Annotated in this window: 24 protein-coding genes and 1 pseudogene; 13 read left to right on the top strand and 12 right to left on the bottom strand. The window is 62.1% G+C overall.

Features of this window, described 5'->3' with window-relative positions; all coding sequences use genetic code 11:
* Positions 1-25: 25 nt before the first annotated feature.
* Entirely contained in the window at positions 26-940 is a 915-nt protein-coding gene (locus J3R84_RS19470; protein WP_025425630.1) for a DMT family transporter, read from the top strand.
* The gene (locus J3R84_RS19465) at positions 937-1,242 is read left to right on the top strand and encodes an NIPSNAP family protein (RefSeq protein ID WP_025425629.1); all 306 of its coding nucleotides are present in this window, start codon (positions 937-939) and stop codon (positions 1,240-1,242) included. Before J3R84_RS19470 ends, J3R84_RS19465 begins: the two co-directional genes overlap by 4 nt.
* Positions 1,243-1,524: 282 nt before the next feature.
* Here J3R84_RS19465 and J3R84_RS19460 read toward each other — a convergent pair whose 3' ends face one another.
* Positions 1,525-2,157 (bottom strand): LysE family translocator, encoded by a 633-nt coding sequence (locus J3R84_RS19460; protein WP_025425628.1) that lies wholly within the window; start codon positions 2,155-2,157, stop codon positions 1,525-1,527.
* Between the two features lie 174 nt (positions 2,158-2,331).
* Here J3R84_RS19460 and J3R84_RS19455 point away from each other — a divergent pair, with 174 nt between their 5' ends.
* Positions 2,332-2,949 carry a LysE family translocator gene (locus tag J3R84_RS19455; protein ID WP_025425627.1) on the top strand — a complete coding sequence of 206 codons (618 nt, stop codon included), beginning with the start codon at positions 2,332-2,334 and terminating at the stop codon, positions 2,947-2,949.
* A 137-nt stretch (positions 2,950-3,086) separates the two neighbouring features.
* A complete protein-coding gene (gene cysK / locus J3R84_RS19450; RefSeq protein ID WP_025425626.1) occupies positions 3,087-4,055 on the top strand; it encodes a cysteine synthase A in 969 nt (322 codons plus the stop codon).
* Positions 4,056-4,522: 467 nt separating this feature from the next.
* Here the strand turns inward: cysK and J3R84_RS19445 are convergent, their stop codons facing one another.
* Together J3R84_RS19445 and J3R84_RS19440 are read right to left on the bottom strand one after the other, a co-directional pair.
* Positions 4,523-4,891 carry an SRPBCC domain-containing protein gene (locus J3R84_RS19445; protein ID WP_225906195.1) on the bottom strand — a complete coding sequence of 123 codons (369 nt, stop codon included), beginning with the start codon at positions 4,889-4,891 and terminating at the stop codon, positions 4,523-4,525.
* Between the two features lie 475 nt (positions 4,892-5,366).
* A pseudogene (locus tag J3R84_RS19440) lies at positions 5,367-6,898 on the bottom strand (YifB family Mg chelatase-like AAA ATPase).
* Positions 6,899-7,229: 331 nt separating this feature from the next.
* On the opposite strand from J3R84_RS19440, the gene J3R84_RS19435 reads away from it, so the two are divergent.
* A complete protein-coding gene (locus J3R84_RS19435; protein WP_225906194.1) occupies positions 7,230-7,994 on the top strand; it encodes a TylF/MycF family methyltransferase in 765 nt (254 codons plus the stop codon).
* A gap of 62 nt (positions 7,995-8,056) precedes the next feature.
* The gene (locus tag J3R84_RS19430) at positions 8,057-8,431 is read left to right on the top strand and encodes a hypothetical protein (protein WP_025425623.1); all 375 of its coding nucleotides are present in this window, start codon (positions 8,057-8,059) and stop codon (positions 8,429-8,431) included.
* 215 nt (positions 8,432-8,646) lie between these two features.
* Here J3R84_RS19430 and gshB read toward each other — a convergent pair whose 3' ends face one another.
* The 8 genes from gshB to rsmI all read right to left on the bottom strand — a co-directional run bounded on the left by gshB (position 8,647) and on the right by rsmI (position 16,573).
* Positions 8,647-9,594, bottom strand: coding sequence for a glutathione synthase (gene gshB, locus J3R84_RS19425; protein ID WP_025425622.1), 948 nt, complete (start codon positions 9,592-9,594; stop codon positions 8,647-8,649).
* Between the two features lie 209 nt (positions 9,595-9,803).
* Positions 9,804-10,796, bottom strand: a complete 993-nt coding sequence (locus J3R84_RS19420; RefSeq protein WP_025425621.1) for an exonuclease/endonuclease/phosphatase family protein — start codon at positions 10,794-10,796, stop codon at positions 9,804-9,806.
* The gene (locus J3R84_RS19415) at positions 10,793-11,908 is read right to left on the bottom strand and encodes a sn-glycerol-3-phosphate import ATP-binding protein UgpC (protein ID WP_025425620.1); all 1,116 of its coding nucleotides are present in this window, start codon (positions 11,906-11,908) and stop codon (positions 10,793-10,795) included. The genes J3R84_RS19420 and J3R84_RS19415 overlap by 4 nt, the downstream gene beginning before the upstream one ends.
* Before the next feature lie 64 nt (positions 11,909-11,972).
* Positions 11,973-12,815 carry a sn-glycerol-3-phosphate ABC transporter permease UgpE gene (ugpE, locus tag J3R84_RS19410; protein ID WP_025425619.1) on the bottom strand — a complete coding sequence of 281 codons (843 nt, stop codon included), beginning with the start codon at positions 12,813-12,815 and terminating at the stop codon, positions 11,973-11,975.
* Positions 12,816-12,825: 10 nt separating this feature from the next.
* Positions 12,826-13,821 carry an ABC transporter permease subunit gene (locus J3R84_RS19405; protein WP_025425618.1) on the bottom strand — a complete coding sequence of 332 codons (996 nt, stop codon included), beginning with the start codon at positions 13,819-13,821 and terminating at the stop codon, positions 12,826-12,828.
* 5 nt (positions 13,822-13,826) lie between these two features.
* On the bottom strand, positions 13,827-15,125 hold the full coding sequence (locus J3R84_RS19400; protein ID WP_025425617.1) for an extracellular solute-binding protein: 1,299 nt from the start codon (positions 15,123-15,125) through the stop codon (positions 13,827-13,829).
* A 160-nt stretch (positions 15,126-15,285) separates the two neighbouring features.
* Positions 15,286-15,654: a YraN family protein gene (locus J3R84_RS19395; protein ID WP_025425616.1), complete on the bottom strand. Its 369-nt coding sequence runs from the start codon at positions 15,652-15,654 to the stop codon at positions 15,286-15,288.
* Positions 15,644-16,573 (bottom strand): 16S rRNA (cytidine(1402)-2'-O)-methyltransferase, encoded by a 930-nt coding sequence (gene rsmI, locus J3R84_RS19390; RefSeq protein ID WP_025425615.1) that lies wholly within the window; start codon positions 16,571-16,573, stop codon positions 15,644-15,646. Before rsmI ends, J3R84_RS19395 begins: the two co-directional genes overlap by 11 nt.
* 255 nt (positions 16,574-16,828) lie before the next feature.
* Between rsmI and dnaN the strand changes: the two genes are divergently transcribed.
* From dnaN to J3R84_RS19355, 7 genes are all read left to right on the top strand, one after another.
* A complete protein-coding gene (gene dnaN, locus J3R84_RS19385) occupies positions 16,829-17,947 on the top strand; it encodes a DNA polymerase III subunit beta (protein ID WP_025425614.1) in 1,119 nt (372 codons plus the stop codon).
* A gap of 222 nt (positions 17,948-18,169) precedes the next feature.
* A complete protein-coding gene (gene pmtA / locus J3R84_RS19380; RefSeq protein WP_025425613.1) occupies positions 18,170-18,772 on the top strand; it encodes a phospholipid N-methyltransferase PmtA in 603 nt (200 codons plus the stop codon).
* Positions 18,773-18,784: 12 nt separating this feature from the next.
* Positions 18,785-19,381 (top strand): histidine phosphatase family protein, encoded by a 597-nt coding sequence (locus tag J3R84_RS19375; RefSeq protein WP_025425612.1) that lies wholly within the window; start codon positions 18,785-18,787, stop codon positions 19,379-19,381.
* Positions 19,378-20,082, top strand: a complete 705-nt coding sequence (gene pyrF, locus J3R84_RS19370; RefSeq protein ID WP_025425611.1) for an orotidine-5'-phosphate decarboxylase — start codon at positions 19,378-19,380, stop codon at positions 20,080-20,082. Before J3R84_RS19375 ends, pyrF begins: the two co-directional genes overlap by 4 nt.
* A 140-nt stretch (positions 20,083-20,222) precedes the next feature.
* Positions 20,223-20,510 carry a DUF1330 domain-containing protein gene (locus tag J3R84_RS19365; RefSeq protein ID WP_025425610.1) on the top strand — a complete coding sequence of 96 codons (288 nt, stop codon included), beginning with the start codon at positions 20,223-20,225 and terminating at the stop codon, positions 20,508-20,510.
* Between the two features lie 119 nt (positions 20,511-20,629).
* Entirely contained in the window at positions 20,630-21,610 is a 981-nt protein-coding gene (locus J3R84_RS19360) for a complex I NDUFA9 subunit family protein (RefSeq protein ID WP_203527332.1), read from the top strand.
* A 239-nt stretch (positions 21,611-21,849) separates the two neighbouring features.
* Positions 21,850-22,011, top strand: coding sequence for a hypothetical protein (locus tag J3R84_RS19355; protein WP_025425608.1), 162 nt, complete (start codon positions 21,850-21,852; stop codon positions 22,009-22,011).
* Positions 22,012-22,213: 202 nt separating this feature from the next.
* On the opposite strand, the gene J3R84_RS19350 is transcribed toward J3R84_RS19355, so the two are convergent.
* Positions 22,214-23,020: an undecaprenyl-diphosphate phosphatase gene (locus J3R84_RS19350; protein ID WP_203527331.1), complete on the bottom strand. Its 807-nt coding sequence runs from the start codon at positions 23,018-23,020 to the stop codon at positions 22,214-22,216.
* Positions 23,021-23,025: the final 5 nt, after the last annotated feature.

Below are 23,025 nucleotides of genomic sequence, written 5' to 3'. Positions count from 1 at the left end.
GAGCCTCAACCGAGGAGTGATCGCCATGGGCGCAGACATTAAAAGAGGCAGTGCGGAGATGACGGCGGCCATGCTGATATCGGGCACGATCGGCTGGTTCGTGCTGATGTCGGGCCAGCCGGTGACGAGCGTCGTCTTCTGGCGCTGCGTATTCGGCGCGGTGACGCTGGTGGCGATCGCGGCCATGCTCGGCCTGCTCGACCGGCGCCATTTCACCCGGCGGACGGTGCTCCTGTCGATTGCCGGCGGCATCGCCATCGTCGTCAACTGGCTCTTGCTGTTTGCGGCCTATTCGCATGCCTCGATCTCGATCGCGACGATGGTCTACAACACCCAGCCGTTCATGCTTTTGGGGCTCGGAGCCTTGTTCCTCGGCGAAAAGATCACCGCGACCAAGGTGTTCTGGCTTTCGATCTCCTTTGCCGGCATGCTGGCGATCATTTCAGCCAAGCCCGGCGGCGGCTTTGCGCCGGAGGATTACCTGATCGGCATCGCGCTTGCGATCGGTGCCGCCTTCTTCTACGCGATCGCGGCCCTGTTGACGAAGTTGCTCAAGGGAACGCCTCCGCATCTGATCGCGTTGATCCAGGTGGTCACCGGCACGCTGATGCTGGCGCCGATGGCGCTTGCCGCCCCGGCACCTTCCGGCGCCGAACAGTGGTCGATCCTGATTGCCGTCGGCGTCATCCATACCGGCATCATGTATGTGCTGCTTTACGGCGCGATCCAGCGGCTGCCGACGCACATGACCGGGGCGCTATCCTTCATCTACCCGATCGCTGCCATCGTCGTCGATCGGCTGGCTTTCGGCCATGCGCTGCAGCCGATCCAGATCTTCGGTTCGATCGCCATCCTGGTCGCCGCAGCCGGCATGAATCTCGGCTGGAAACTTCGCCTGCCCTCGCCTATCAAGCGGAGACGCGAAGGGAGAACCGCATGATCACCTGCTATCTGAAATACGTTATCGACCCTTACAAGCTGGCCGAGTTCGAGCACTACGCCAAGCTCTGGATACCGCTCGTCAACCGGCTCGGCGGCACCCATCACGGCTATTTCATGCCGCACGAGGGCGCAAACAACATCGCACTGGCGCTCTTCACCTTCCCGAGCCTGGCCGAATATGAAGTCTATCGCGGGAAAATGGCCAAGGACCCGGAATGCCTGGAGGCTTTCGCCTTCGGCGAAAAGACGCGCTGCATCGTCAGCTACGAGCGCAGCTTCATGCGGCCGGTGTTCGAATAGGAAAGACCACGCCGCGTGTCGCCGTAGAGCGGCGCGCGGCAGCGAATTGCCTGAAGCCCGATAGAGGCCGCTTATCTGAAACGCGTCGCGATCTCTACAGCGCCGCGCGTCCTATTAGACGCGCAAAGGTCGCTGTAGCACTTTGAATGGCTGCATGTTTTTATCGCTAAATCGAATAGGATTTAACGAAACATGCAGTAGGATTCGCTGACTGCGCTTAAAGCTTTGGTTTTTGCGCATGTCGTGATCGCAAAGCCACTGCCCACTTTTGCGCGACATGTGTCAACGGCGCGCTTCGGCGGCCATGCTGAGGGCAAAGCCGAACAGTGCCGTGCCCATCGCCCAGCGCTGCACGACCATGAACAGGGGACGCCCGGCCAGGAAGGCGGCGATAGAACTTGCCGCCAGCGCAATCATCGCGTTGACCGAGACACTGGTGGCGATCTGGATCGAGCCGAAGATCATCGACTGCGCCAGCACATTGCCCGCCTCCGGGCGGATGAACTGCGGCAGGAGCGAGAGATAGAGCACGGCCACCTTCGGGTTGAGCAGGCTCGTCAGGAAGCCCATCAGGAACAGCTTGCGCGGACCGTCCTTCGGCAGGTTCTTGATCTGGAACGGCGAGCGCCCGCCGGGCCTGACCGCCTGCCAGGCGAGATAGACGAGATATCCGGCACCGGCGAGCCGCAGGACATCATAGGCGAAAGGCACGGCCAAGAGCAGCGCGGTGATGCCGAGCGCCGCCGAGACCATATAGACGACGAAACCGAGCGCGACGCCGCCAAGCGAGATCAGGCCGGCCGCCGGCCCCTGGCTGATCGAGCGGGAGATCAGGTAGATCATGTTCGGCCCGGGTGTCAGCACCATGCCGAGAGCAATGAGGGCAAAGCCGATGATGTTTTGGATCTCGGGCATAACGCGCGCCTTTATTGAGTATTTCCCAAAGCTCTACGCATCTCCAAAAACCGGGCAACGCCAGACTTGTCACCCGATCAATTTTGTCGCGAAATTGCCGCTCGCCCGCCGATCCCGATTTCCATTTTCGACGCTCTTTGGTAAAAGCGGCGTCGCCACCCGGGAGGAACGATCATGACGCTTGCAGCCCTGCTTGCCTATAGCGGCGCTCTCTTCATCGCAGCCATCATTCCCGGCCCCGGCGTGACGGCGCTCGTTGCGCGAGCGCTCGGCTCCGGCTTTCGCGAGACCTTCTTCATGGGGCTCGGCCTGATCCTCGGCGACATGGTTTACCTGACCGCCGTGGTGCTCGGCCTGGCGCTGATCGCCCAGACCTTCACGACCGCTTTCCTGATCGTCAAGTTCGCCGGCGTGCTCTACCTCGGCTACATCGCATGGAAGCTTTGGACCGCCGGCCTGTTGCCGCGGGACATCAAGGCGAAGACATCCGCAAGCGTGTCGATGTCGTTCCTTTCGGGCCTATTGGTCACGCTCGGCAACCCGAAGACAATGCTGTTTTATGTGGCGCTGGTGCCGACGCTGATCGACATTGCGGTGATCGGGCCGCGCGAATACGGGCTGCTTTTGATCGCGACGTTCCTCGTGCTGCTGACCGTGCTTCTGCCCTATATCCTGCTTGCCGCACGGGCGCGCACGCTGCTCAAACAGCCCAAGGCATTGCTGGCGCTGAACCGCGTTGCCGCTGGCGTGCTGGCAGGCACCGCCGCCTATATCGCTACCCGCGCCGCCTGAAAAAACATTCCCCGGACTGGGCTTCCGCCGGTGGTTTTTCCTCCGGCTGATCGTCGCGTCGCGGTTACCGTTCTGGAATAGAACGGGCATGGCCCCTATTGTCACAACCAAATCGTCACACCCAAGGGAGAAACTTAATGTCTGACACGCGCAAGCCCGGCCGCGGCCGCGTCTACTCCTCGATCACGGAAACGATCGGCGACACTCCCATCGTGCGGCTCGACAAGCTTGCCAAGGAAAAGGGCGTGAAGGCCAACCTTCTCGCCAAGCTCGAATTCTTCAACCCGATCGCTTCGGTCAAGGACCGCATCGGCGTTGCCATGATCGAGAGCCTGGAAGCGCAGGGCAAGATCGTTCCCGGCCGCACGACACTGGTCGAGCCGACCTCGGGCAACACCGGCATTGCGCTCGCCTTCGTCGCCGCCGCCAAGGGCTACAAGCTGATCCTCACCATGCCGGAAACCATGTCGGTCGAGCGCCGCAAGATGCTGGCGCTGTTCGGCGCCGAGCTGGTACTGACCGAGGGCGCCAAGGGCATGAAGGGCGCGATCGCCAAGGCGCAGGAGCTGGTCGAGACCTTGCCGTATGCCATCATCCCGCAGCAGTTCGAAAACCCGGCCAACCCGGAAATCCACCGCAAGACGACGGCCGAGGAGATCTGGAACGACACCGACGGCAGCGTCGACATCCTCGTCTCGGGCATCGGCACCGGCGGCACAATCACTGGCGCCGGCCAAGTGTTGAAGGCACGCAAGCCGTCGATCAAGGTGATCGCCGTCGAGCCAGAGGAATCGCCCGTGCTTTCGGGCGGAAACCCTGGCCCACACAAGATCCAGGGCATCGGCGCCGGCTTCGCGCCCGCGATCCTCGACACCAGCGTCTATGACGAAGTCGTCACCGTCAACAGCGGCGAAGCCGTCGAGATCGCCCGGCTCGTTGCCCGGCTCGAAGGCGTGCCGGTCGGCATCTCCTCGGGTGCGGCCCTCACCGCCGCCATCGAGATCGGCCAGCGCCCGGAAAACGCCGGCAAGAACATCGTCGTCATCATCCCATCCTTTGCCGAGCGGTACCTTTCGACGGTTCTGTTCGAAGGCCTGGGCGCGTAAGCCGATCATTGCAAAGTGCAAACGAAAGGGCGCTTCGGGCGCCCTTTTTTGTTGCCCACTGCTGGACTGCGGGCGTCACCGCCGGCCCCGCGTGCGCCAAACCGGACCTTCAAACCACGTCGCTGGCCTGAAACACCGGCATCCGTTCTCTTCATTGAGAATGTTCCGGTTTAAACGGAGGCGCAAAAGCGCTCTATCTTCTTGTTTTTACGAATTCTGACGAGATTCCGCTTCGTACTTTTTCTCGAAGCGCTCGAAAGCGCTTCACGATCTCCAGGATTCGCTTGCTGCCCTTTCAGCTCTTGTTTTTTGCGCATGTCGTGATCGCGAACCCGCTGAACACTTTGCGCGACATGCTTTTCGCGCCGCGATCTTTCAGATTCGCTTTCTGCGCTTTAAGCTCTTGTTTTTGCGCATGTCGTTATCGCAAAACCGCTGCACACTTTTGCGCGACATGCTTTAGGAAGCTATGCTCTGGGGTTTCGCTCGGTGAAACCAGCAAGATTGGCAAGCGTCGATGAAAGACCCGCCTCGTGATCCTCCCGCGATATGCCTTCAGGAACATTCGCGCAGGTTACACGCACCCGGGTGCCACCGGATATCGTCTCCGGTGCCCAGGTGATCGTCATGATCCCGGCAAATGCCGGATCTTCGGATTCGAACTCCACCTGCTGCACGACGCGTTCATTCGGGCGCAACTCGACGAAGCGCCCCTCGACAATATCGGTCTCATCCGACGTCTTGCCGCGATTGCCATGTTCGGATTTATCGTAGACGAGCGCCATGCGATAGCGACCGCCCTCTTTCGCCTCAAATGCATGGACATGGCCCGTCATCCCCTCCGGGGGCAGCCCATCGCGTCACGGCTTTCGGATCAAGCAGTGCCAGATAAACCACCTGCGCGGACGCCACGATCACACGTTCGGCGCTATCCGTTCGTCTGAGCGAACCGTTCGTCATGACAAACCTCCCAAATTGAGCAGTGCGGCAAGTATCCGGTGCCGTCATCAAGATAGGGCACTCGACCGTTTCCGCCTATTGCCGACGGCAAGCGCGGAAGAAGCGTTGCAATGACCACTCGAGAGAACCTGCAACGAAGGACGACCATCGCCGCAGAGCGCCGCGACTCCGCCAGTCAGACATGGCGCCCAGTGGACGCGGCAAGGCTCCAAACTTGCCCCGTTAGTTTCCAACTTGGGTCGATGCGCATGTCAGGAATTGTGCGGCAGCATACAAAAGCAAAGTCGCCGACTTCCGAAACCGCAATTGCAGGTAACGCGGACGGCGACTGCCCGACGCCGTCAACGACCGTCAGGCGGCCGCTTGCAGACGCTCGCCGGCGATGCGGTAGGAGATCGCTTCGGCCAAGTGCAGCCGGCCGACGGTCGCGCTGCCATCGAGATCTGCGAGCGTACGCGCCACCTTCAGGACGCGGTGGTAGCCGCGCGCTGAGAACTTCAGTTTTTCGGCAGCGTCGCGCAGCAACTGCAGGCCGGCTGCATCCGGTTCGGCAATGCGTTCGATCATCGCCGTCGAGCAGCGGGCGTTGCTGGATGGCTCGCGACTGCCGAGCGCGGCGAAGCGATCGATCTGCAATTGCCGGGCGCGGGCGACACGTCTTGCCACAGCAGCACTGGCCTCTGCCGCCATCGGCCGGATCAGGTCTGCGGCGCTGACAGCCGGTACGTCGATGCGCAGATCGATCCGGTCCATCAACGGGCCGGAGATGCGCGCCTGGTAATCGCTCATGCAGCGCGGGCCACGGGCGCAGGTGCGGCCGGGTTCACCCGCCATGCCGCACCGGCACGGGTTCATCGCTGCCACCAGTTGGATCGCGGCGGGATAGGTGACGCGATGGTTGGCACGGGCAATGATGCATTCCGCCGTTTCCAGCGGCTGACGCAGGGCATCAAGCACCTGCGGGGGGAACTCGGGAAACTCGTCAAGGAACAGAACGCCGTTGTGGGCGAGCGATGCCTCGCCTGGTTTCGCTCGCAAGCCGCCACCGATCATCGCCGCCATGGTGGCGGAATGGTGCGGCGTGCGGAACGGCCGCCGGTCGGACAGCTTGCCGCCCGGCAACTGGCCGGCGATCGAGTGGATCATCGAGACTTCGAGAAGCTCGGCAGGCGTCAAGGGCGGCAGGATCGACGGCAAACGCGAGGCCAGCATCGATTTGCCCGAGCCCGGCGGTCCAACCATCAGCAGATTGTGGTTGCCGGCGGCGGCGACTTCGAGCGCCCGCTTGGCGCTCTCCTGTCCCTTGATATCGGCAAGATCAGGCAGATCGGTAGCGCCGGCGCGAATGGCAGGCTCCGGCCGGGAGAGCACCTGCGTGCCCCTGAAATGATTGGCGATGGCGATCAGGCTGCGGGGTGCAAGAATATCGATCTCGGCGCCGGCCCAGGCGGCCTCCGGACCGCTTTCGGCCGGACAGATCAGCCCCTTGCCGAGCGCATTGGCGCCAATTGCGGCCGGCAGCGCGCCGGCGACGGCCGCGACCGTACCGTCGAGATTGAGCTCGCCGATCACCACATAGCCATTCAGCGCGTCGCCGGGGATGGCACCGAGCGCGGCCATCAGCCCTAGCGCGATCGCGAGATCAAAGTGGCTGCCTTCCTTGGGCAGATCCGCGGGCGCGAGATTGACGGTGACTTTCTTGGCTGGCAGCGCTAGACCAGACGCATGAAGGGCTGCCTGCACCCGCTCGCGGCTTTCGGCCACGGCCTTGTCGGGCAGGCAACGATCTGCATGCCGACCCGCCCGGGTGCAACCATCACCTGAACGTCGACCGGCACACCTTCTATCCCCTGGAATGCAACCGTACTGACCCGCGCAACCATGACCGCCTCTTCGACCAGGGCGGCCCGCCATGCCGCCGCAACCCCGGTGGTTGCAGCGATAAATCTTGCACGGAAAACACACAAAAACAAGAACAATAACAGAACATCACGCCTTGCGTCGCGCAGATGCTTGAGCAGCACATCGCTCGACCGTCCCACCGTCACCAGACGTGCTGAAACCCAGAGATCGCCCGCCGGCCATCGGCGCGCGTTCGCAATCGGTCTCGAAACGTATCAACCGCTTGCGCTCAACTTGGATCCAAGCGGCCACAGGCGGATTGCCGATGCCATTCGAACGCCTACTTAGTCCTCATGTTTCCAGAGGGGATTGATGATGGTTGGCATCCGCGAACTGAAAAAGCGCACTCGATACTTTCTACATGGAGACAAAACGCTGCCTGGGTATGCCGCTGACGGCCTCAGGACGACGAACAAGAACACGTCGTTCATGGACGAGCCGCAGTTTGCAGCAGCATGGACCATTGCCGAGGAAGGCAACCGGGAGGCCTGGCGGAAGCGCGGCCGCGTTCCCGATGTTCGCTGGCGCGCGCACACGTGCTGTTGGGCGGCATCGCGGGCGCTTCGCCTGGAAGGCGACTTTGTGGAATTCGGCGTGAACGCCGGTCTTCTGTCAATGACGGTGTGCCGGTATCTCGGTTTCGAAGCGCTCGATCGCAAATTCTGGCTGTTCGACACGTTCGGCGGCATCCCGCACGGGCACATGACCGACGTGGAACGCCGCCTGACAACGCAGCGAAACACCGGCATCTACGAGGACGTTTTTGAGGTCGCGAAGCGCAACTTTGCACCTTTCCCCAATGCACATCTCATTCGCGGCGTGCTGCCCGATACCCTCGAAGGCGTTCCGCTCGGAAACATTGCCTATCTTTCGATCGACCTGAACGTCGCGCAATACGAGAAGGAATGCATCGAACGAGTGTGGGACAATCTCGTACTGGGGGCAACAATCGTTCTCGATGACTATGCGTTCCGCGGCAGCGAGGAACAAAACGCGATGTGGAACGACTTTGCGAGGAAAAACGGTCAGGCGATTTTGACGCTGCCGACCGGCCAGGGAGTGATTGTCGTCCAGTGAACCGTTTTGCTCCCGTTCATGATTCCGTCGGTAAAATGCTCGGGCAGTCAAAGGAGAGCCCTATGATCAGGATGATCAAAACATGTGCGATAGCCACCATCGCGTGCACCTTCGTAGTAGGAGCGGCAGCTTCCCAGGATCTGGATATTTATATCGACGGCGGTGGCCCGCGCTACCGTGATCAGCCACGCTACTATGACGAGCCCCGGTACTATGACGAAGACGACGGCTGGGGCGAGCAGCAATATCGCCGCCGACCGCCGGAAGCCTATCAGTGCACACCGCGCCAGGCGCTTAACAAAGCCCAAAGATATCTTCGCAATCCACGCGTCGGCCGGACGTCGCAGGAGATTATTGAAATTCGCGGAATCGGCAGCCGTGGCGAACGCAATCGCATCATCTTCGGTACGCGACGCGGGTGCCCGCGCATAGGCTGACAAAGCAACCAATCACGGTCCAGGGAGCACTCGCTCGGCTGGCCTTTTTGGAACGGTATTGCTGGGAGCCTGTTCCCATAGAGCGTCTGCAACAGCTCGGTGATGGACGCCAGCCAATCAGCACCACGATCGGGATCGGCCAGAGCGCGTCTGCGCGCTGGTAGCATCTCGTGGCTACAGCGCGCGCCTGTCGTCTAACACGTGCGCCGCCTGCGCTAGGCGCGCTTGCGCTCGATCGCGTCCCAAAGCAGGCTGGCGACGTCGGCGCCGCCGAACTTCTTGACTTCGCGGATGCCGGTCGGCGACGTCACGTTGATTTCGGTCATGTAGTCGCCGATGACGTCGATACCGACGAAGAGGAAGCCGCGCTCCTTCAGCGCCGGTGCGATGCGGGCGCAGATTTCCTTCTCGCGCGCCGTCAGTTCGGTCGGCTCGGGCCGGCCACCGGCGTGCATGTTGGAGCGGGCGTCGTGCTCGGCAGGCACGCGGTTGATGGCGCCGACCGGCTCGCCGTCGACGAGCAGGATGCGCTTGTCGCCCTTGCGCACCGCCGGCAAATACTCCTGCGCGATGAAGGGCTCGCGGAACATCTGGCCGAACATTTCAAGCAGCGACGACATGTTGCGATCGTCGCGCGCGGAATGAAACACACCAGCGCCGCCATTGCCGTAGAGCGGCTTCAGGATGATGTCGCCCATTTCCTCGCGGAATCGCGCGATCTCGGCGGCATCGCGGGTAATCAGCGTCCTCGGCATCAGATCAGCGAATTCGGTGACGAAGATCTTTTCCGGCGAGTTGCGCACCCAGGCCGGGTCGTTGACGACAAGCGTCCTCGGATGCAGGCGCTCGAGCAGATGCGTCGAGGTGATGTAGGCCATGTCGAAGGGCGGATCCTGGCGCAACAGGATCACGTCCATGGTCGAAAGATCAAGCCGTTCCGGCTCGCCGAGCGTGAAGTGGTCGCCCTTGACGTCGCGCAACGTCATCTGCTGCGCAGTGGCGAAAACCTTGCCGTCACGCAGCGACAGCTTCTCCGGGGTGTAGTGGAAGAGCCGGTAGCCGCGGGCCTGTGCCTCAAGGCACATCGCGAAGGTGGAATCACCTGCGATGTTGATGCCCGACACATGGTCCATCTGGACCCCGACATTGACGATTTTCGCCATCTTCCTATCCCCGTTAGATCGCGATGACCTTGGAGCGGTCCGATCCAAGGTCATAAACGTGATCGATATTAATACGTTAGAGCGAGATGCGGGCGGAGAACCGAGCAAACGTTTCCTCATCCCGCTCTAGAAATGCCCGCAACATGTAGAATGCGGACTCGCCTTAGGCAAGGCTCGAGCGCCAAGCATCGAGCGCTTCAGCGGCAAGGCTATTCAAAGCCCTCGATGACGCAGGTGATGAGATCATGATCCGAAAGCGGACGGCCGTCCGCGTCGAGCGAAGGAATGATCCCGCTTTCGCCGATCTTCAAGCCCCGTGACAGAAACCAGTCGAGTTTCATCGCCCGCTCCGGCCAGCGCGTGATCAGGCTGGGGCGGGTCGTCATCAGCTCGATCGGCCCGCCATGGCGGGTGAAGCCGCGCGCAGCGCTCGTGGTGAACAGCCCTTCGGCCTCGAAATCACCGCCAGCGTGGTTGCCGGTGTTGAGGTCGCCGCCGATCAGCACAGGCAAGGCCAGGAAGGCTTCATCGAGCGCCTCGATCAGTTCCTTCACCTGGCGCTCGCGATAGGGCGCCGTGGTGGCGCTTTCGAGATGGGTGGAAACGGCAACGAAGGGCCCGGCTTGCGTCTCGATCACCGCGCCGATGGCAAAGCGTTCGCCGACGCGCGGCTGATCGCCGCCATCCATGAACCACAGCCGTTTGCCCCAGAGGCGGAGCATGAACGGCCGGCCGAGCGGCACCGCAGCCATCAACGCATTGCCGTGAAAACCCTTTTCGTTGAAGTCGTCCTTGCAGAATTCCAGTTCAGTATCGGAACCGAGGCCGAGCTCGATGAACTCGACGCCGTAGGCATATTGCATCTGGAGCGTGGCTGCGACCTCCGCGGTCGGGTGGCGCTGGCCGGTGCGGGCCATGCCGTTGTCCATTTCCGAGAGCAGCACGACCGGCGCGTCGGTTGCCGCCAGATGCGCGGCACTTTCCGGCGCAAACAGGCAGCGCTCCAGGTTCCAGGCGGCGATGGTAAACGGAAAGGCAAGCGGCTCGCCCGACGACGGCGCGCCGCCGATCTCGATGCTGTTCATCTCGGGAAGTGCTGCCATCACGGCATCATGGGCTGCGATCGAACGTTCAATCGCCGTGAAACCGGCGCGGGTTTCCTGCGAGGGCACGGTGAGGCTGATGACAGTCTTTTCGATCACAATGCCGGCTCCAGGCTGACGGGACGAGCGCTTTCGGCAGTATTGGCGAAAGACGTTCCGCGCTCCAGTCGCTTGCCGTTCTCGGGCGAGAAGAAATGCAGGCGGCCCGTTGCAATCGTGACAGCAAGATCGCCGGACAAGGGAATTTCGGGAGAAAGCGCCACGGTCAGCGCCTGATCCTCGATGGTGCCGTGGACGAGGCGTTGCGCGCCGAGTTCCTCGACATAGTCGACCTGAAACAGCATCGCATCCTCGCCGACGGCGGCAAGCCGCAGGTCCTCGGCGCGCAGGCCGACGGTGACCGGCCCTTCGACCGGCGCACTGTCGCCAAGCTCGATCCTGTAGGTGCCGACAGAAAGGCGCGAGCCTTCGATGCGGCCCTTGATCAGGTTCATGGCGGGCGAGCCGATGAAGCTCGCGACGAAGGTCGAGGCCGGGCGATGGTAGACATCGAGCGGGCGGCCGATCTGCTCGATCCGGCCACCGTTGAACACCACAAGCCGATCGGCCAGCGTCATCGCCTCGAGCTGGTCGTGCGTGACATAAAGCGATGTGGTGCCGAGGCGCTTCTGCAGCCGCTTGATCTCGCCACGCATGGAAACGCGCAGCTTGGCGTCGAGGTTGGACAACGGCTCGTCGAAAAGGAAGGCTGCCGGCTTGCGCACGATGGCGCGGCCCATGGCCACACGCTGACGCTGGCCACCGGAAAGCGCACGCGGCTTGCGGTCGAGATAGGGCTCGATCTCCAGCATGCGCGCGGCTTCCGCTACACGGGCGTCGATCTCGGCTTTCGGCGTCTTGCGGTTCTTCAGACCGTAGGCGAGGTTCTGGTAGACCGTCATATGCGGATAGAGCGCATAGTTCTGGAAAACCATGGCGATGTCGCGCTCAGCCGGATCGACCTCGTTGATGACGCGTGGGCCAATCTTGACCGTGCCTTTCGAGATGCCTTCAAGGCCTGCGACCATGCGCAGAAGCGTGGACTTGCCGCAGCCGGACGGGCCGACAAGCACGATGAACTCGCCGTCCTCGATATCGATCGAGACGGACTTTACCGCCTCGACGTTGCCGGTATAGATCTTCGAGACCTCGGCGATGGTGATGGCCGCCATGGCTGCCTCCGTTGGTAAATTGCGGTTTGAGGAAGCGGCAAAGACGGCTTCGCCTCTCCTTTGTCTACTTGTCGCTTTCCGTCAGGCCCTTGATGAACCAGCGCTGGAAGATCACCACGATCAGGACCGGCGGCAGCATGGCAAGGATCGCCAGAGCAAAGGCCTCGTTGTAATCGGGGATGTTCGAGCCGACCCAGACGAGCAGGATCTGCTTGATGCCGCGCACCAGCGTGAAGAAACCTTCGTCCGTGGTCATCAATGTCGGCCAGAGATACTGGTTCCAACCATAGACGAACATGATGATGAAGATCGCCGCCATCATGGTGCGCGACAGCGGCACCAGCACGTCGATGAAGAACTTGAACGGGCCGGCGCCATCGATGCGCGCTGCCTCGAGCAATTCGTCCGGCACCGACTTGAAGAACTGACGGAAATAGAAGGTACCCGTCGCCGACGCGAGCAGCGGCACGATCAGGCCGGTATAGGTGTTGGTCAGCTTCAGCGTGTTCATCACCTCGTAGGAGGGAAGAATGCGCACTTCGAGCGGCAGGAGCAGCGTCGTGAAGATGATCCAGAAGAAGAAGGTCGCGAGCCGGAAGCGGAAATAGACGATCGCATAGGCGGCCAGCATCGACAAGACGATCTTGCCGAGCGCGAAGCCGAGGCCGAGGATCATCGAGTTCATCATCATGTTGAGGCCGGTGATCTTGCCGGTGAAGCCCCCCTTGCGGGTGAGCACCGTCTCGTAGGTCTCGACGAAATGGCCGCCCCAGCTGAGGCTGAGGCCGTTGCGGTGGATATCCGCCGCCTCGTGCGTCGACGTCATGAAGGCGACCACGACCGGTGCCACCATGATGAAGACGCCGGTGAGGAGGATGACGTGGTCGAAAAACTTGGTGCGATACATCGGCCCCGCCTCAATTGTAGTGCACGCGCCGCTCGATGAAGCGGAACTGGAAGATGGTGAGCACGAAGACGATGAGCATCAGGATGACCGACTGCGCCGAGGAGCCGCCAAGGTCGTTGCCGCGGAAACCGTCCATGTAGACCTTGTAGACAAGGGTGATCGGATTGTTCGCCGCCTTGTCTTTCACCATGACGTCGATGACGCCGAAGGTGTCGAACAGTGCGTAGGTGACATTGATGATCAGAAGGAAGAAGGCGGTCGGCGCGAGCAGCGGCAGGATCACGGTCCAGAAGCGGCGGAAGCCCGAGCGGCAATCCATGGCCGCCGCCTCGCGCACCGCGACCGGAATACCCTGCAGGCCGGAGAGGAAAAAGATGAAGTTGTAAGGGATCTGCTTCCAGACCGAGACGACGATCATCGAAAAAGCCGTATCGAAATAGTTGAGACCGACCTTGATATCCCAGCCGAACCAGCGGGCAAGCTCGACGATCGGGCCGATATGCTGGTCGAAGAACATCATGCCGATGAGGCCGGCAACCGGGGGCGCGATCGCATAGACCCAGATGAGCAGCGTCTTGTAGGTGGCGTTGCCGCGGATGACCCCATCCGCCTTGACGGCGAGCAACAGGCCGATCGACAGCGCGAAGAAGGTGACGAGCGTGGTGAAGATCGCCGTGAAGCGCGAGATGCCCAGATATTCGCCCGACTTCAGCACGTCGGTGTAGTTCGCCATGCCGACGAAGGTCGAGCCGAAGCCGAACGGGTCTTCCAGATAAAAGGACGACTGGATCGCCTGGATCGACGGCCAGTAGAAGAACACGAAGATGATCGCCAGCTGCGGCGCGAGAAAGAGGTAGGGCAGGTAAGGCGAGGAGAACTGCACGCGCTTGGCAGTCGCGTCGCCGTCCTTCGGTTTGCCGCCGAACAGCCGGAGGGCGCCGAAGCGACGCCCGTCCGTTCCCGTCCCTCCCCGCGGTGCGGGGAGGCTTTCCGTTCCAGAGGTCATCGAGATCAGCCAGCCGTCTTGGCGAAGCGGGCGAGCAGCTCGTTGCCGTCCTTCTCGATCGTGTCGAAGGCGTCCTTGACCGTGGTTTCACCGGAGAAGATGCGGCCGTATTCGCGTTCCATGATCTCGCGGATCTGCGGGTAGAAGCCGAGGCGGTAGCCCTTCGACCAGTCGCCGGCCGGCAGCATCAGCTGCTTGATGCCGACTTCCGCGACCGGCTTTTCCTTGTAGTAGCCGTCCTTCTGGGCAAGCTCGTAGGCTGCCTTGGTGATGGCCACGTAGCCGGTTGCCTTGTGGTAGAAGTATTGGATTTCAGGCGAGGTCAGGAACTGGAAGAAGTCGGCGACGCACTTATTTTCCTCGTCCGACTTGCCCGACATGGCAAACAGTGCCGCGCCGCCGATGAAGGAGTTAGTGCCGGCACCCTCGATTGCGTTCCAGTAGGGCAGGAACGTCGCCGAGAACGGCATCTGCGCCGTCTTCTGCAGGCCGCCGAACGAACCGGACGAACCGATCCAGAATGCAGCCTTGCCTTCTTCGAAGACCTTCTGGTTGTCGTTCCAGCCGGCGCCGTAAAAGGCGAAGTAACCTTCGTCCTTCCAGGCCTTGAGCTTGTCGAACATCATGACCAGGTTCGGATCGGTGACCTTGAGCTTGGTGTCGGCGACGCTGTCGTAGCCGTTGTTGTTGGTGGCGAACTGGATGTTGTTGCGCGAGAAGAAGTTCTCGGTGAACTGCCAGGTGAGCTGCGACTGGACGAGCGGGATGTAGCCGGCGGCTTTCAGCTTCGGTGCTGCAGCCTCGAACTCCTCCCAGGTCTTCGGTGCTTCGACGCCGGCCTTTTTCAGGGCTTCGTCGTTCACGTACATGATCGGGGCCGACGAGTTGAACGGCATGCCGACGAACTTGCCTTCGCTATCGGCGTAGAAGTAGCGCACGCCGTCGATGAAGGCATTGCGGTCGAAGTTGTGGCCGGCCTTGATGATCAGATCTTCGGCGGGAACGACGGCGCCCTTGGCGTTGATGATGGTCGCTGCACCGGCGTCGAAGACCTGCAGAATGTTCGGCTGTTCGCCAGAGCGGAATGCGGCGATGCCGGAAGCGAGCGCTTCCTCATAGGTGCCCTTCGAAACCGGGGTCAGCGCGCAGGCGCTCTGGGCTTCGTTGAACTTCTGCGAGATCTCGTTGATGACCTCGCCGTTGCGGCCGGCCATGCCGTGCCACCAGGTAATATTGGTTGCGGCTAGCGACGAGGTTGCCGAAAAAGCAAGGGTGAAAGCTGCGAGTGAAATTTTCTTGAACATGACTGGTCCTCTCCACCGAGTTGCGGATGGCAGTGGACTAGTGGCCTTCAATGACAGGCCGGTAACGCTTTTATGTCGGGACGATTACAAATTCGCGAATCTGTTCCAAGACGGGATGCGGGCGGAACACCGCAATCATTTTCCCTCATCCCGCGCCGGTTCAGAACGCATCGGGCAGGTGTCGCGGCCAGCGCCAGGGTGTCACCGTGATGATATCGTAACGGACGGAAAGCCTGGCGAAATCGGGTTGGCGTGCGAGCCAGAGATCGCTGGCCGCGCGAATGCGGTGCTGCGCCGTTCCGGTGACGGCGAAGACCCCGTCGTCGGCCGAGCGCCGGGCCTTGACCTCGACGCAGGCGATGAGATCACCCCGCCGCGCAATGATGTCGATTTCGCCCAGTTTGGTGCGATGACGCATGGCGACGATGCGGTACCCTTTGACGATCAGGCAGAGGGCCGCGCGATACTCGGCGAACCGACCGCGCCTCTGAGCCCCAAGCCTGCGTCGATCGGGCCCTTCAGTCGCCATGGCGGCCCTTGAGTTCCAGCAGCCGGTCGTAAAGCTCCTTGCGCGGAAGGCCCGTCTGCTTTGCTGCCTCGGTCGCCGCCTTGCCGGTCGACATATCGGCGATGAGCCGCGTCAACAGCGCATCAACGTCGGCGGCCTCCGGTTCCGGCGGCGCGTCCGGCGGGCCGATCACGAACACGATCTCGCCCTTGACCGCGCCGGCATCGTCGTAAAACGCCTTGAGTTCGCCGAGCGTGCCACGGCGGAATTCCTCGAAGGTCTTGGTCAGTTCGCGGCACACGGCCGCCTTTCTGTTTTCGCCGAGCACGGCGGCGGCAGCCGCCACCGTGGCGGCAATCCGGTGCGGCGATTCGAAGAACATGAGCGTCGACGGCACCGTCGCCAACTCCTGCAGCCGATCGCGCTTGGCCTTGTCCTTGGTCGGCAGGAAACCGGCGAAGAGAAAGGCGTCGTTGGGCAGGCCCGAACCGACAAGGGCGGCAAGCGGGGCTGAGGCGCCTGGGATCGGCACGACGCGATAGCCTGCATCGATCGCCAGCTGCGCCAGGCGATAGCCGGGATCGGAGACAAGCGGCGTGCCGGCATCGGAGACTAGCGCCACCGATCTGCCCTCGCCAAGAGCCGCCAGCAGCCGCGGGCCGACCTCGTCGGCATTATGCTCGTGGTAGGCGTAGGGCCGGTTGACGATGCCGTAACGGTCGAGCAGCACGCGGGTGACGCGGGTGTCCTCGCAGGCGAGCACGTCGGCGCCGGCAAGCGTTTCAAGCGCCCGCAGGGTGATGTCGCCAAGATTGCCGATCGGCGTCGCCACCAGATAGAGCGCGACATCGAGCGGACGCGCGGGAATGCTGGCATTGTGCAGCCGATAGCTGCGCTGCTTCTGCCCATCCGAGGCGTCCGACGTCTTATGTTTTTCCAACTGCAGCTTCCTGATGGCGATGCCGGCTGACCGGTTTTAGTCTTTATGAGTGAGCCGACATGGCAGAGCAAGGGCGCCAAGCGGCCGGCTGGTGCGTCATCTGGGGACAGCGCCAGTCAAACCCCTTGCTTTTCAGGCGCTGTTTCTGCCATTTTGCCGGTCCACATCCTTCCGGTCGGTCGGCCGGGACACTCGCAGTTGACGCTGCGGCGGGAGCCTCGCCCGCCCAGCAACGGTTGAAAGCGGTAGCATCCCATGCGCATTACTCTCGAGCGGTCCAATCTCCTGAAGTCGCTGAACCACGTTCACCGCGTGGTCGAACGGCGAAACACGATCCCGATCCTCTCGAACGTTCTTTTGCGCTCCGACGGCGCGAGCCTCGAGATGAAGGCGACCGACCTCGATCTCGAGATCACCGAGGCGACGCCGGCGCAGGTGGAACAGGCCGGCGCCACCACGGTTCCGGCGCACCTGCTTTATGACATCGTGCGCAAGCTGCCCGATGGCTCGGAAGTGCTGCTGGCGACCAACGCCGAAGGCACAGCGATGACGGTCGCCTCCGGCCGCTCGAAATTCTCACTGCAGTGCCTGCCGCAATCCGATTTCCCCGACCTGACGGCCGGCAGCTTCTCCCACACCTTCCGCCTCAAGGCGACCGACCTGAAGATGCTGATCGACCGGACGCAGTTCGCGATCTCGACCGAGGAGACCCGCTACTATCTCAACGGCATTTTCGTGCACACGGTCGAGAGCAAGGGCGACCTGAAGCTGCGCGCCGTGGCAACCGACGGCCACCGCCTTGCGCGCGCCGACGTCGAAGCGCCGTCCGGCTCCGAGGGCATGCCGGGCATCATCATTCCGCGCAAGACCGTCAGCGAACTGCAGAAGCTACTCGACAGCCCCGATATCATCGTGACGCTCGAAGTATCGGACGCCAAAATTCGCCTGACGATCGGCTCGATCGTGATGACCTCAAAGCTGATCGACGGCACCTTCCCGGATTACCAGCGCGTTATACCGGCCAACAACGACAAGGAACTGCGCGTCGATTGCCAGTCCTTCGCCCAGGCCGTCGACCGCGTTTCGACGATTTCCTCCGAACGCGGACGCGCCGTGAAGCTGGCGCTGGCCGACGGCCAGATGACGCTGACGGTCAACAACCCGGATTCGGGCAGCGCGACGGAAGAGCTGCCGGTCGGCTACGAGCACGACCCGCTCGAAATCGGTTTCAATGCAAAATACCTGCTCGACATCACCTCGCAGCTGACGGGAACCGACGCCATCTTCATGCTGGCCGACCCGGGCTCGCCGACGCTGGTGCGCGATCTGGCGGCCGAGGACGCGCTTTACGTGCTGATGCCGATGCGGGTTTAGCCGCCCGTGCCGCGGTGAAAAATTAAGACCCGTCACGCCGCGCGTGGCGGGTTTTTTGTTGGCGCTGATATTCGCGTGCTGTTGATAAGACGACGCTTTCAGGCGTAGACAGACTTGTTTTTGCCGCAGATGGGATCACATTATGTCTGCAATGTCCGCTCCCCGCTCGAATCAGCGGAACCGGACGATCCGTATGAGAGGACGACGGTTTTGAGGGGTTCAATGAATTTGCGCGTGAAGGTGAAGGAACGGCTTGGCCGGAAATTCGACGAGGAGATCCGTTTCTTCAAGGGGTGGATGAGCAATGCGAAGGCGGTCGGGGCAATCCTTCCGACGTCTTCCGTCACCGCCCGCCGCATGGCGAGCGTCATCAATCCCCATTCCGGATTGCCGGTTCTTGAACTCGGCCCCGGAACCGGCGTCATCACCAAGGCGATCCTGGAGCGCGGTCTAGCAGCGGAAGATCTGGTGTCCGTCGAGTACTCCACCGACTTCTACCAGCAGCTCAAGGCAAACTTTGCCGGCGTCAACTTCATCAACGGCGACGCGTTCGATCTCAAGCAGACGCTTGGCGCGATGACGGACCGGACCTTCGACAGCGTCGTGTCTGCCGTGCCGCTGCTCAATTTCCCGATGCATCGTCGCGTCGAGCTGATCGTGGATCTTTTGTCGCGCATCCCGGTCGGCCGTCCCGTCGTGCAGATCTCCTATGGTCCGCTGTCGCCTGTGGTTGCCATGCCCGACCGCTACAGCATCCAGCATCTCGATTTCGTCGTGCGCAACATTCCCCCGGCGCAGCTCTGGGTCTACCGCAAAGCGCACTGACAGGGCACACCATTGTTCGGTCTGTATATCACGCACCCGCAAGTGCAGATCGATCCGGCAGTTCCCGTGCCGAAATGGGGACTGTCGGAGATCGGATATGCGCGAGCGGAAGCGACGGCGCGGCAGCCGTGGGTCCGAACGCTCGGGCGGATCGTTTCGAGCGACGAGACCAAGGCGATCGAGACCGCGAACCTTCTGGCCGGAGCGGCCGGCGTCGCGATCGAGACCGACGACACGATGGGCGAGAACGACCGCTCGGCCACCGGCTTCCTGCCGCCCCCGGAATTCGAGAGGGCGGCGGACTGGTTCTTCGCCAATCCGAACGAAAGCTTCAACGGCTGGGAGCGCGCCGTCGACGCGCAGGCCCGCATCTCGGCTGCCGTCTTTCGTATCCTTGACGAACACGACGCCAAAATCCCGATCGCTTTCGTCGGCCATGGCGGCGTCGGTACCCTCTTGAAGTGCAAGCTGGGCGGCACCGCCATCAGCCGAAGCGCCGACCAGAAGGGCGGCGGCGGCGGCAATCTCTTCGCGTTCCGTCTTGCGGATCGCGCCCTCACATGCGACTGGACCCCGATGGAATTCTGGCAGGGGGTGACCGCGACATGACCGAGACCGCACGCGACCGACTGATCGTCGGCCTGGATCTTCCGACAATCGCAGAGGCTGAAAAGATCGTTACCACGCTTGGTGACGACGTGACCTTCTACAAGATCGGCTACCAACTGGTGTTTGCCGGAGGGCTCGAGTTCGCCCGCGATCTGGCCGCAAGCCGCAAGAAGGTCTTCCTCGACATGAAGCTGCTCGACATCGACAACACGGTGGCCAAGGGCGTCGAGAACATCGTCAAGATGGGCATGTCGATGCTGACGCTGCACGCCTACCCCAAGGCGATGAAGGCGGCGGTCGAGGCAGCCAGGGGATCGGATCTCTGCCTGCTCGGCGTTACCGTGCTCACCTCGATGGACGAGCAGGACGTGATCGATGCGGGCTACGAATACGACCCGCACACGCTGGTGCTGCGCCGGGCCGAACAGGCCCGTGCCGCCGGCATGGGCGGCATCGTCTGCTCGGCCGAGGAATCCTCCGCGGTGCGCAAGATCATCGGCCCCGACATGGCTCTGGTGACCCCAGGCATCCGCCCGGCCGGAGCCGAGAAGGGCGACCAGAAGCGCGTCATGACACCCGCCGACGCGCTGAAGGCCGGATCGAGCCACCTCGTCGTCGCGCGCCCAATCGTCGCAGCCGCAGATCCGCTTGTCGCCGCGCGCGGCATCCTCGACGAGATGAACGGCGCGCTTTCGCGCTGATCGTGACACCCGCGTGCAACAGGTCGGCGATCCCTCTCGTACATCGCCGCCCTCTGCAACCGTTCCGCTTGACCTTGCCCGGAATTTGCCGGAAGTAACACTCCCGTCTGCTTTCGATGCCTGAAGACGAGGAGTTCAGCATGGCAAAAGGATATTGGATCGCACGGGTCGATGTGCGAGACCCCGAACGCTACAAGGACTATGTGGCGGCCGCAAAGCCGGCCTTCGAGAAATACGGCGCCAATTTCCTGGCGCGCGGCGGTGAATTCGAGCGGCTGGAAGGTGGGGTTCGCGCCCGCAACGTCGTCATCGAATTTCCATCGCTTCAGGCCGCTGTCGACTGCTATAATTCCCCCGAGTACCAGATTGCCGCGGCGATCCGCCAACAGGTGGCAGACGCCGAGATGGTGGTCGTCGAGGGCATCTGACCGACGAGTGTTGCCAACCACGGCAACGCCGCCCGCCGCGAGGATTGGCCTTCACCTCTCGCGGCTGTTGGGCTATGTAGCAAACAATTCTTCCAAATGAGATCAGGAGTGCACTTCCCATGACCTTGTCCAACCTTCCGCCGCTGGTGACGATTTTCGGCGGATCCGGGTTCGTCGGCCGTCATGTCGTACGTGCACTCGCCAAGCGCGGCTACCGCATCCGCGTTGCCGTTCGCCGGCCGGATCTTGCAGGCCACCTGCAGCCGCTCGGCAATGTCGGCCAGATCTCGTTCGTCCAGGCCAACCTGCGCTATCGCAAGTCGGTCGACCGCGCCGTCGAAGGCTCCGACCATGTCATCAACTGCGTCGGCGTCCTGTTCGAGAGCGGCCGCAACACCTTCGACGCCGTGCAGGATTTCGGCGCCCGAGCGGTTGCGGAAGCCGCGCGCAATGTCGGCGCCAAGCTAACGCATATCTCGGCGATCGGCGCGGACGCCAAGTCGGAATCGAGCTACGCCCGCACCAAGGGGCGTGCCGAAGCCGCGATCCTGGAAACGCTGCCGGACGCGATCATCCTGCGCCCGTCGATCGTCTTCGGACCGGAGGACGGCTTCTTCAACAAGTTCGCCCAAATGGCCCGGTTCGCACCGGCGCTGCCACTGATCGGCGGCGGGAACACCAAGTTCCAGCCGGTCTATGTCACCGATGTCGCCGAGGTCGTTGCCCGCTCGGTCGACGGCAAGCTGTCGGCTGGCACGATTTACGAACTCGGCGGACCTGACGTCCTCACCTTCCGCGAATGTCTCGAGATCATGCTCCAGACCATCGATCGCAAGCGCTCGCTGGTATCGGTGCCCTTCGGCATCGCCTCGCTGATGGGCCGCGTCGCGTCGATGACCCCCTTCATCACGCCGCCGATAACGCCCGACCAGGTGGTGTTGCTGAAATCCGACAATATCGTCTCGGCCAAGGCCGAATCCGAAGGCCGGACGCTTGGCGGCATCGGCATCACGCCGACGATGCTGGAATCGATCCTGTCGACCTATCTCGTGCGCTATCGCCCGCAGGGCCAGTATACACGCAGCGGCCGCGCCGCCTGAGGCAGCAGCCCAGAAAGCCTCTTTCGATCGCCGCCGGCCCTGCCGGCGGCTGTTTTATTGTGTCATCAAGGCAACAGCGTTGCAGTTCTGCCGCAGTGACAAAAGCGAATGGCATTTACCGCAGATTCAACATGTCCTGATATTGATCAAGACATATCCAACGCATAAAAACCGCCCCGCGCCCCGATCACAGGTAAGTCTCGGCGGCGGCAGCATCACTCTCGAAAGGCATGGCGTCCATGGGCAAGTCGATCGCAATCTTTTTTGCGTCTGCGGCACTGATCATTCTGGCTGGCTCCTTCGTCGCGCCGAACACGGTCGCGAGCAGCCGCAAGGGCTGCACGCCGGCCTATGGCGTCGACCCGTGCACGACGGCGTCGATCGACCTTTCCGGCAAGTAAGCCGGCGCCCATCGGGCGATTAGCTACAAGTTTTTGGCGGGGGCCAGGGACCGCGTGCGTTTCATCTGAAACGCACGCGGTTTTATTTTTACAGCGCCGCGCGTCAAATATGACGCGCAAAGGACGCTGTATCTCTTTATATTTGCTGCATAATTTCGCCCTTAAATCGGATCCGATTTAGAGAATTATGCAGTAGCTGTTCTCAGCCGAGCATCCAGAGGCCGATAAGGCCGGCGGTGCCGACGACGATGCGCCAGATCGCAAATGGCGTGAAGCCGCGGCGCGAGACGAAGTCCAAGAGCGAGCGGACGACGAAGATGCCGGCGACGAACGCCGCGATGAAGCCGACGGCAATCAGTGTGAAATCGTCGAACGACAGCGCATCACGGTTCTTGTAGAGGTCGAGCGTGAAGGCGCCGAGCATCGTCGGCATGGCCAGGAAGAACGAGAACTCCGCCGCCGACCGCTTGTCCGTTCCCATCAGCAGAGCGCCGGCAATCGTCGCACCGGAGCGCGAGGTGCCGGGAATCATCGCCAGGCACTGGAACAGGCCGATCTTCAGCGCCAGCGACGGCGGATAGTCCATGATGTCGGTGTAGCGCGGCGTCAGCGGCATCCGATCGATCGCAAGCAGGATGAAGCCGCCAATGATCAGCACGACACAGATCAGGATCGGCGTTTCGAACAGCACGGTCTTGATGAAGTCATGGGCGATTGCGCCGATGATGGCGGCCGGCAGGAAGGCGAGCAGCACCGACACGACGAAGCGGCGGGCCTTGACGCTCGTCGGCAGCGCCAGTGCGATCGACAGAAGTCTTTGGAAATAGACGAGCAGGATCGCCAGGATGGCGCCGAGCTGTATCAGAACGGCAAAGGTGTTGCCCGGCGATCTGAAGCCGAGGAAGTGCCCGGCGAGGAGCACATGCGCCGTCGAAGACACGGGGATGAACTCCGTCAATCCCTCGATGAGACCGAGGACGAGCGCGCTGATGATCGATTGATCCGCCATATATA

Origin of the sequence: Ensifer canadensis (assembly GCF_017488845.2) — a bacterium.
GTDB lineage: Bacteria > Pseudomonadota > Alphaproteobacteria > Rhizobiales > Rhizobiaceae > Ensifer > Ensifer canadensis.
This window is presented reverse-complemented; position numbering and strand designations above follow the sequence as displayed.

Coding starts and splice junctions, on each gene's coding strand:
- J3R84_RS19460 (WP_025425628.1), bottom strand. CDS start 2,157: ATGCCCGAGATCCAAAACATCATCGGCTTTGCCCTCATTGCTCTCGGC.
- J3R84_RS19405 (WP_025425618.1), bottom strand. CDS start 13,821: ATGACCTCTGGAACGGAAAGCCTCCCCGCACCGCGGGGAGGGACGGGA.
- J3R84_RS19355 (WP_025425608.1), top strand. CDS start 21,850: ATGGGCAAGTCGATCGCAATCTTTTTTGCGTCTGCGGCACTGATCATT.
- J3R84_RS19350 (WP_203527331.1), bottom strand. CDS start 23,020: ATGGCGGATCAATCGATCATCAGCGCGCTCGTCCTCGGTCTCATCGAG.
- J3R84_RS19415 (WP_025425620.1), bottom strand. CDS start 11,908: ATGGCGGCCATCACCATCGCCGAGGTCTCGAAGATCTATACCGGCAAC.
- J3R84_RS19465 (WP_025425629.1), top strand. CDS start 937: ATGATCACCTGCTATCTGAAATACGTTATCGACCCTTACAAGCTGGCC.
- J3R84_RS19455 (WP_025425627.1), top strand. CDS start 2,332: ATGACGCTTGCAGCCCTGCTTGCCTATAGCGGCGCTCTCTTCATCGCA.
- gshB (WP_025425622.1), bottom strand. CDS start 9,594: ATGGCGAAAATCGTCAATGTCGGGGTCCAGATGGACCATGTGTCGGGC.
- J3R84_RS19430 (WP_025425623.1), top strand. CDS start 8,057: ATGATCAGGATGATCAAAACATGTGCGATAGCCACCATCGCGTGCACC.
- J3R84_RS19360 (WP_203527332.1), top strand. CDS start 20,630: ATGACCTTGTCCAACCTTCCGCCGCTGGTGACGATTTTCGGCGGATCC.
- J3R84_RS19395 (WP_025425616.1), bottom strand. CDS start 15,654: ATGGCGACTGAAGGGCCCGATCGACGCAGGCTTGGGGCTCAGAGGCGC.
- dnaN (WP_025425614.1), top strand. CDS start 16,829: ATGCGCATTACTCTCGAGCGGTCCAATCTCCTGAAGTCGCTGAACCAC.
- J3R84_RS19400 (WP_025425617.1), bottom strand. CDS start 15,125: ATGTTCAAGAAAATTTCACTCGCAGCTTTCACCCTTGCTTTTTCGGCA.
- J3R84_RS19435 (WP_225906194.1), top strand. CDS start 7,230: ATGATGGTTGGCATCCGCGAACTGAAAAAGCGCACTCGATACTTTCTA.
- J3R84_RS19470 (WP_025425630.1), top strand. CDS start 26: ATGGGCGCAGACATTAAAAGAGGCAGTGCGGAGATGACGGCGGCCATG.
- pyrF (WP_025425611.1), top strand. CDS start 19,378: ATGACCGAGACCGCACGCGACCGACTGATCGTCGGCCTGGATCTTCCG.
- cysK (WP_025425626.1), top strand. CDS start 3,087: ATGTCTGACACGCGCAAGCCCGGCCGCGGCCGCGTCTACTCCTCGATC.
- pmtA (WP_025425613.1), top strand. CDS start 18,170: ATGAATTTGCGCGTGAAGGTGAAGGAACGGCTTGGCCGGAAATTCGAC.
- J3R84_RS19365 (WP_025425610.1), top strand. CDS start 20,223: ATGGCAAAAGGATATTGGATCGCACGGGTCGATGTGCGAGACCCCGAA.
- J3R84_RS19445 (WP_225906195.1), bottom strand. CDS start 4,891: ATGACGGGCCATGTCCATGCATTTGAGGCGAAAGAGGGCGGTCGCTAT.
- ugpE (WP_025425619.1), bottom strand. CDS start 12,815: ATGTATCGCACCAAGTTTTTCGACCACGTCATCCTCCTCACCGGCGTC.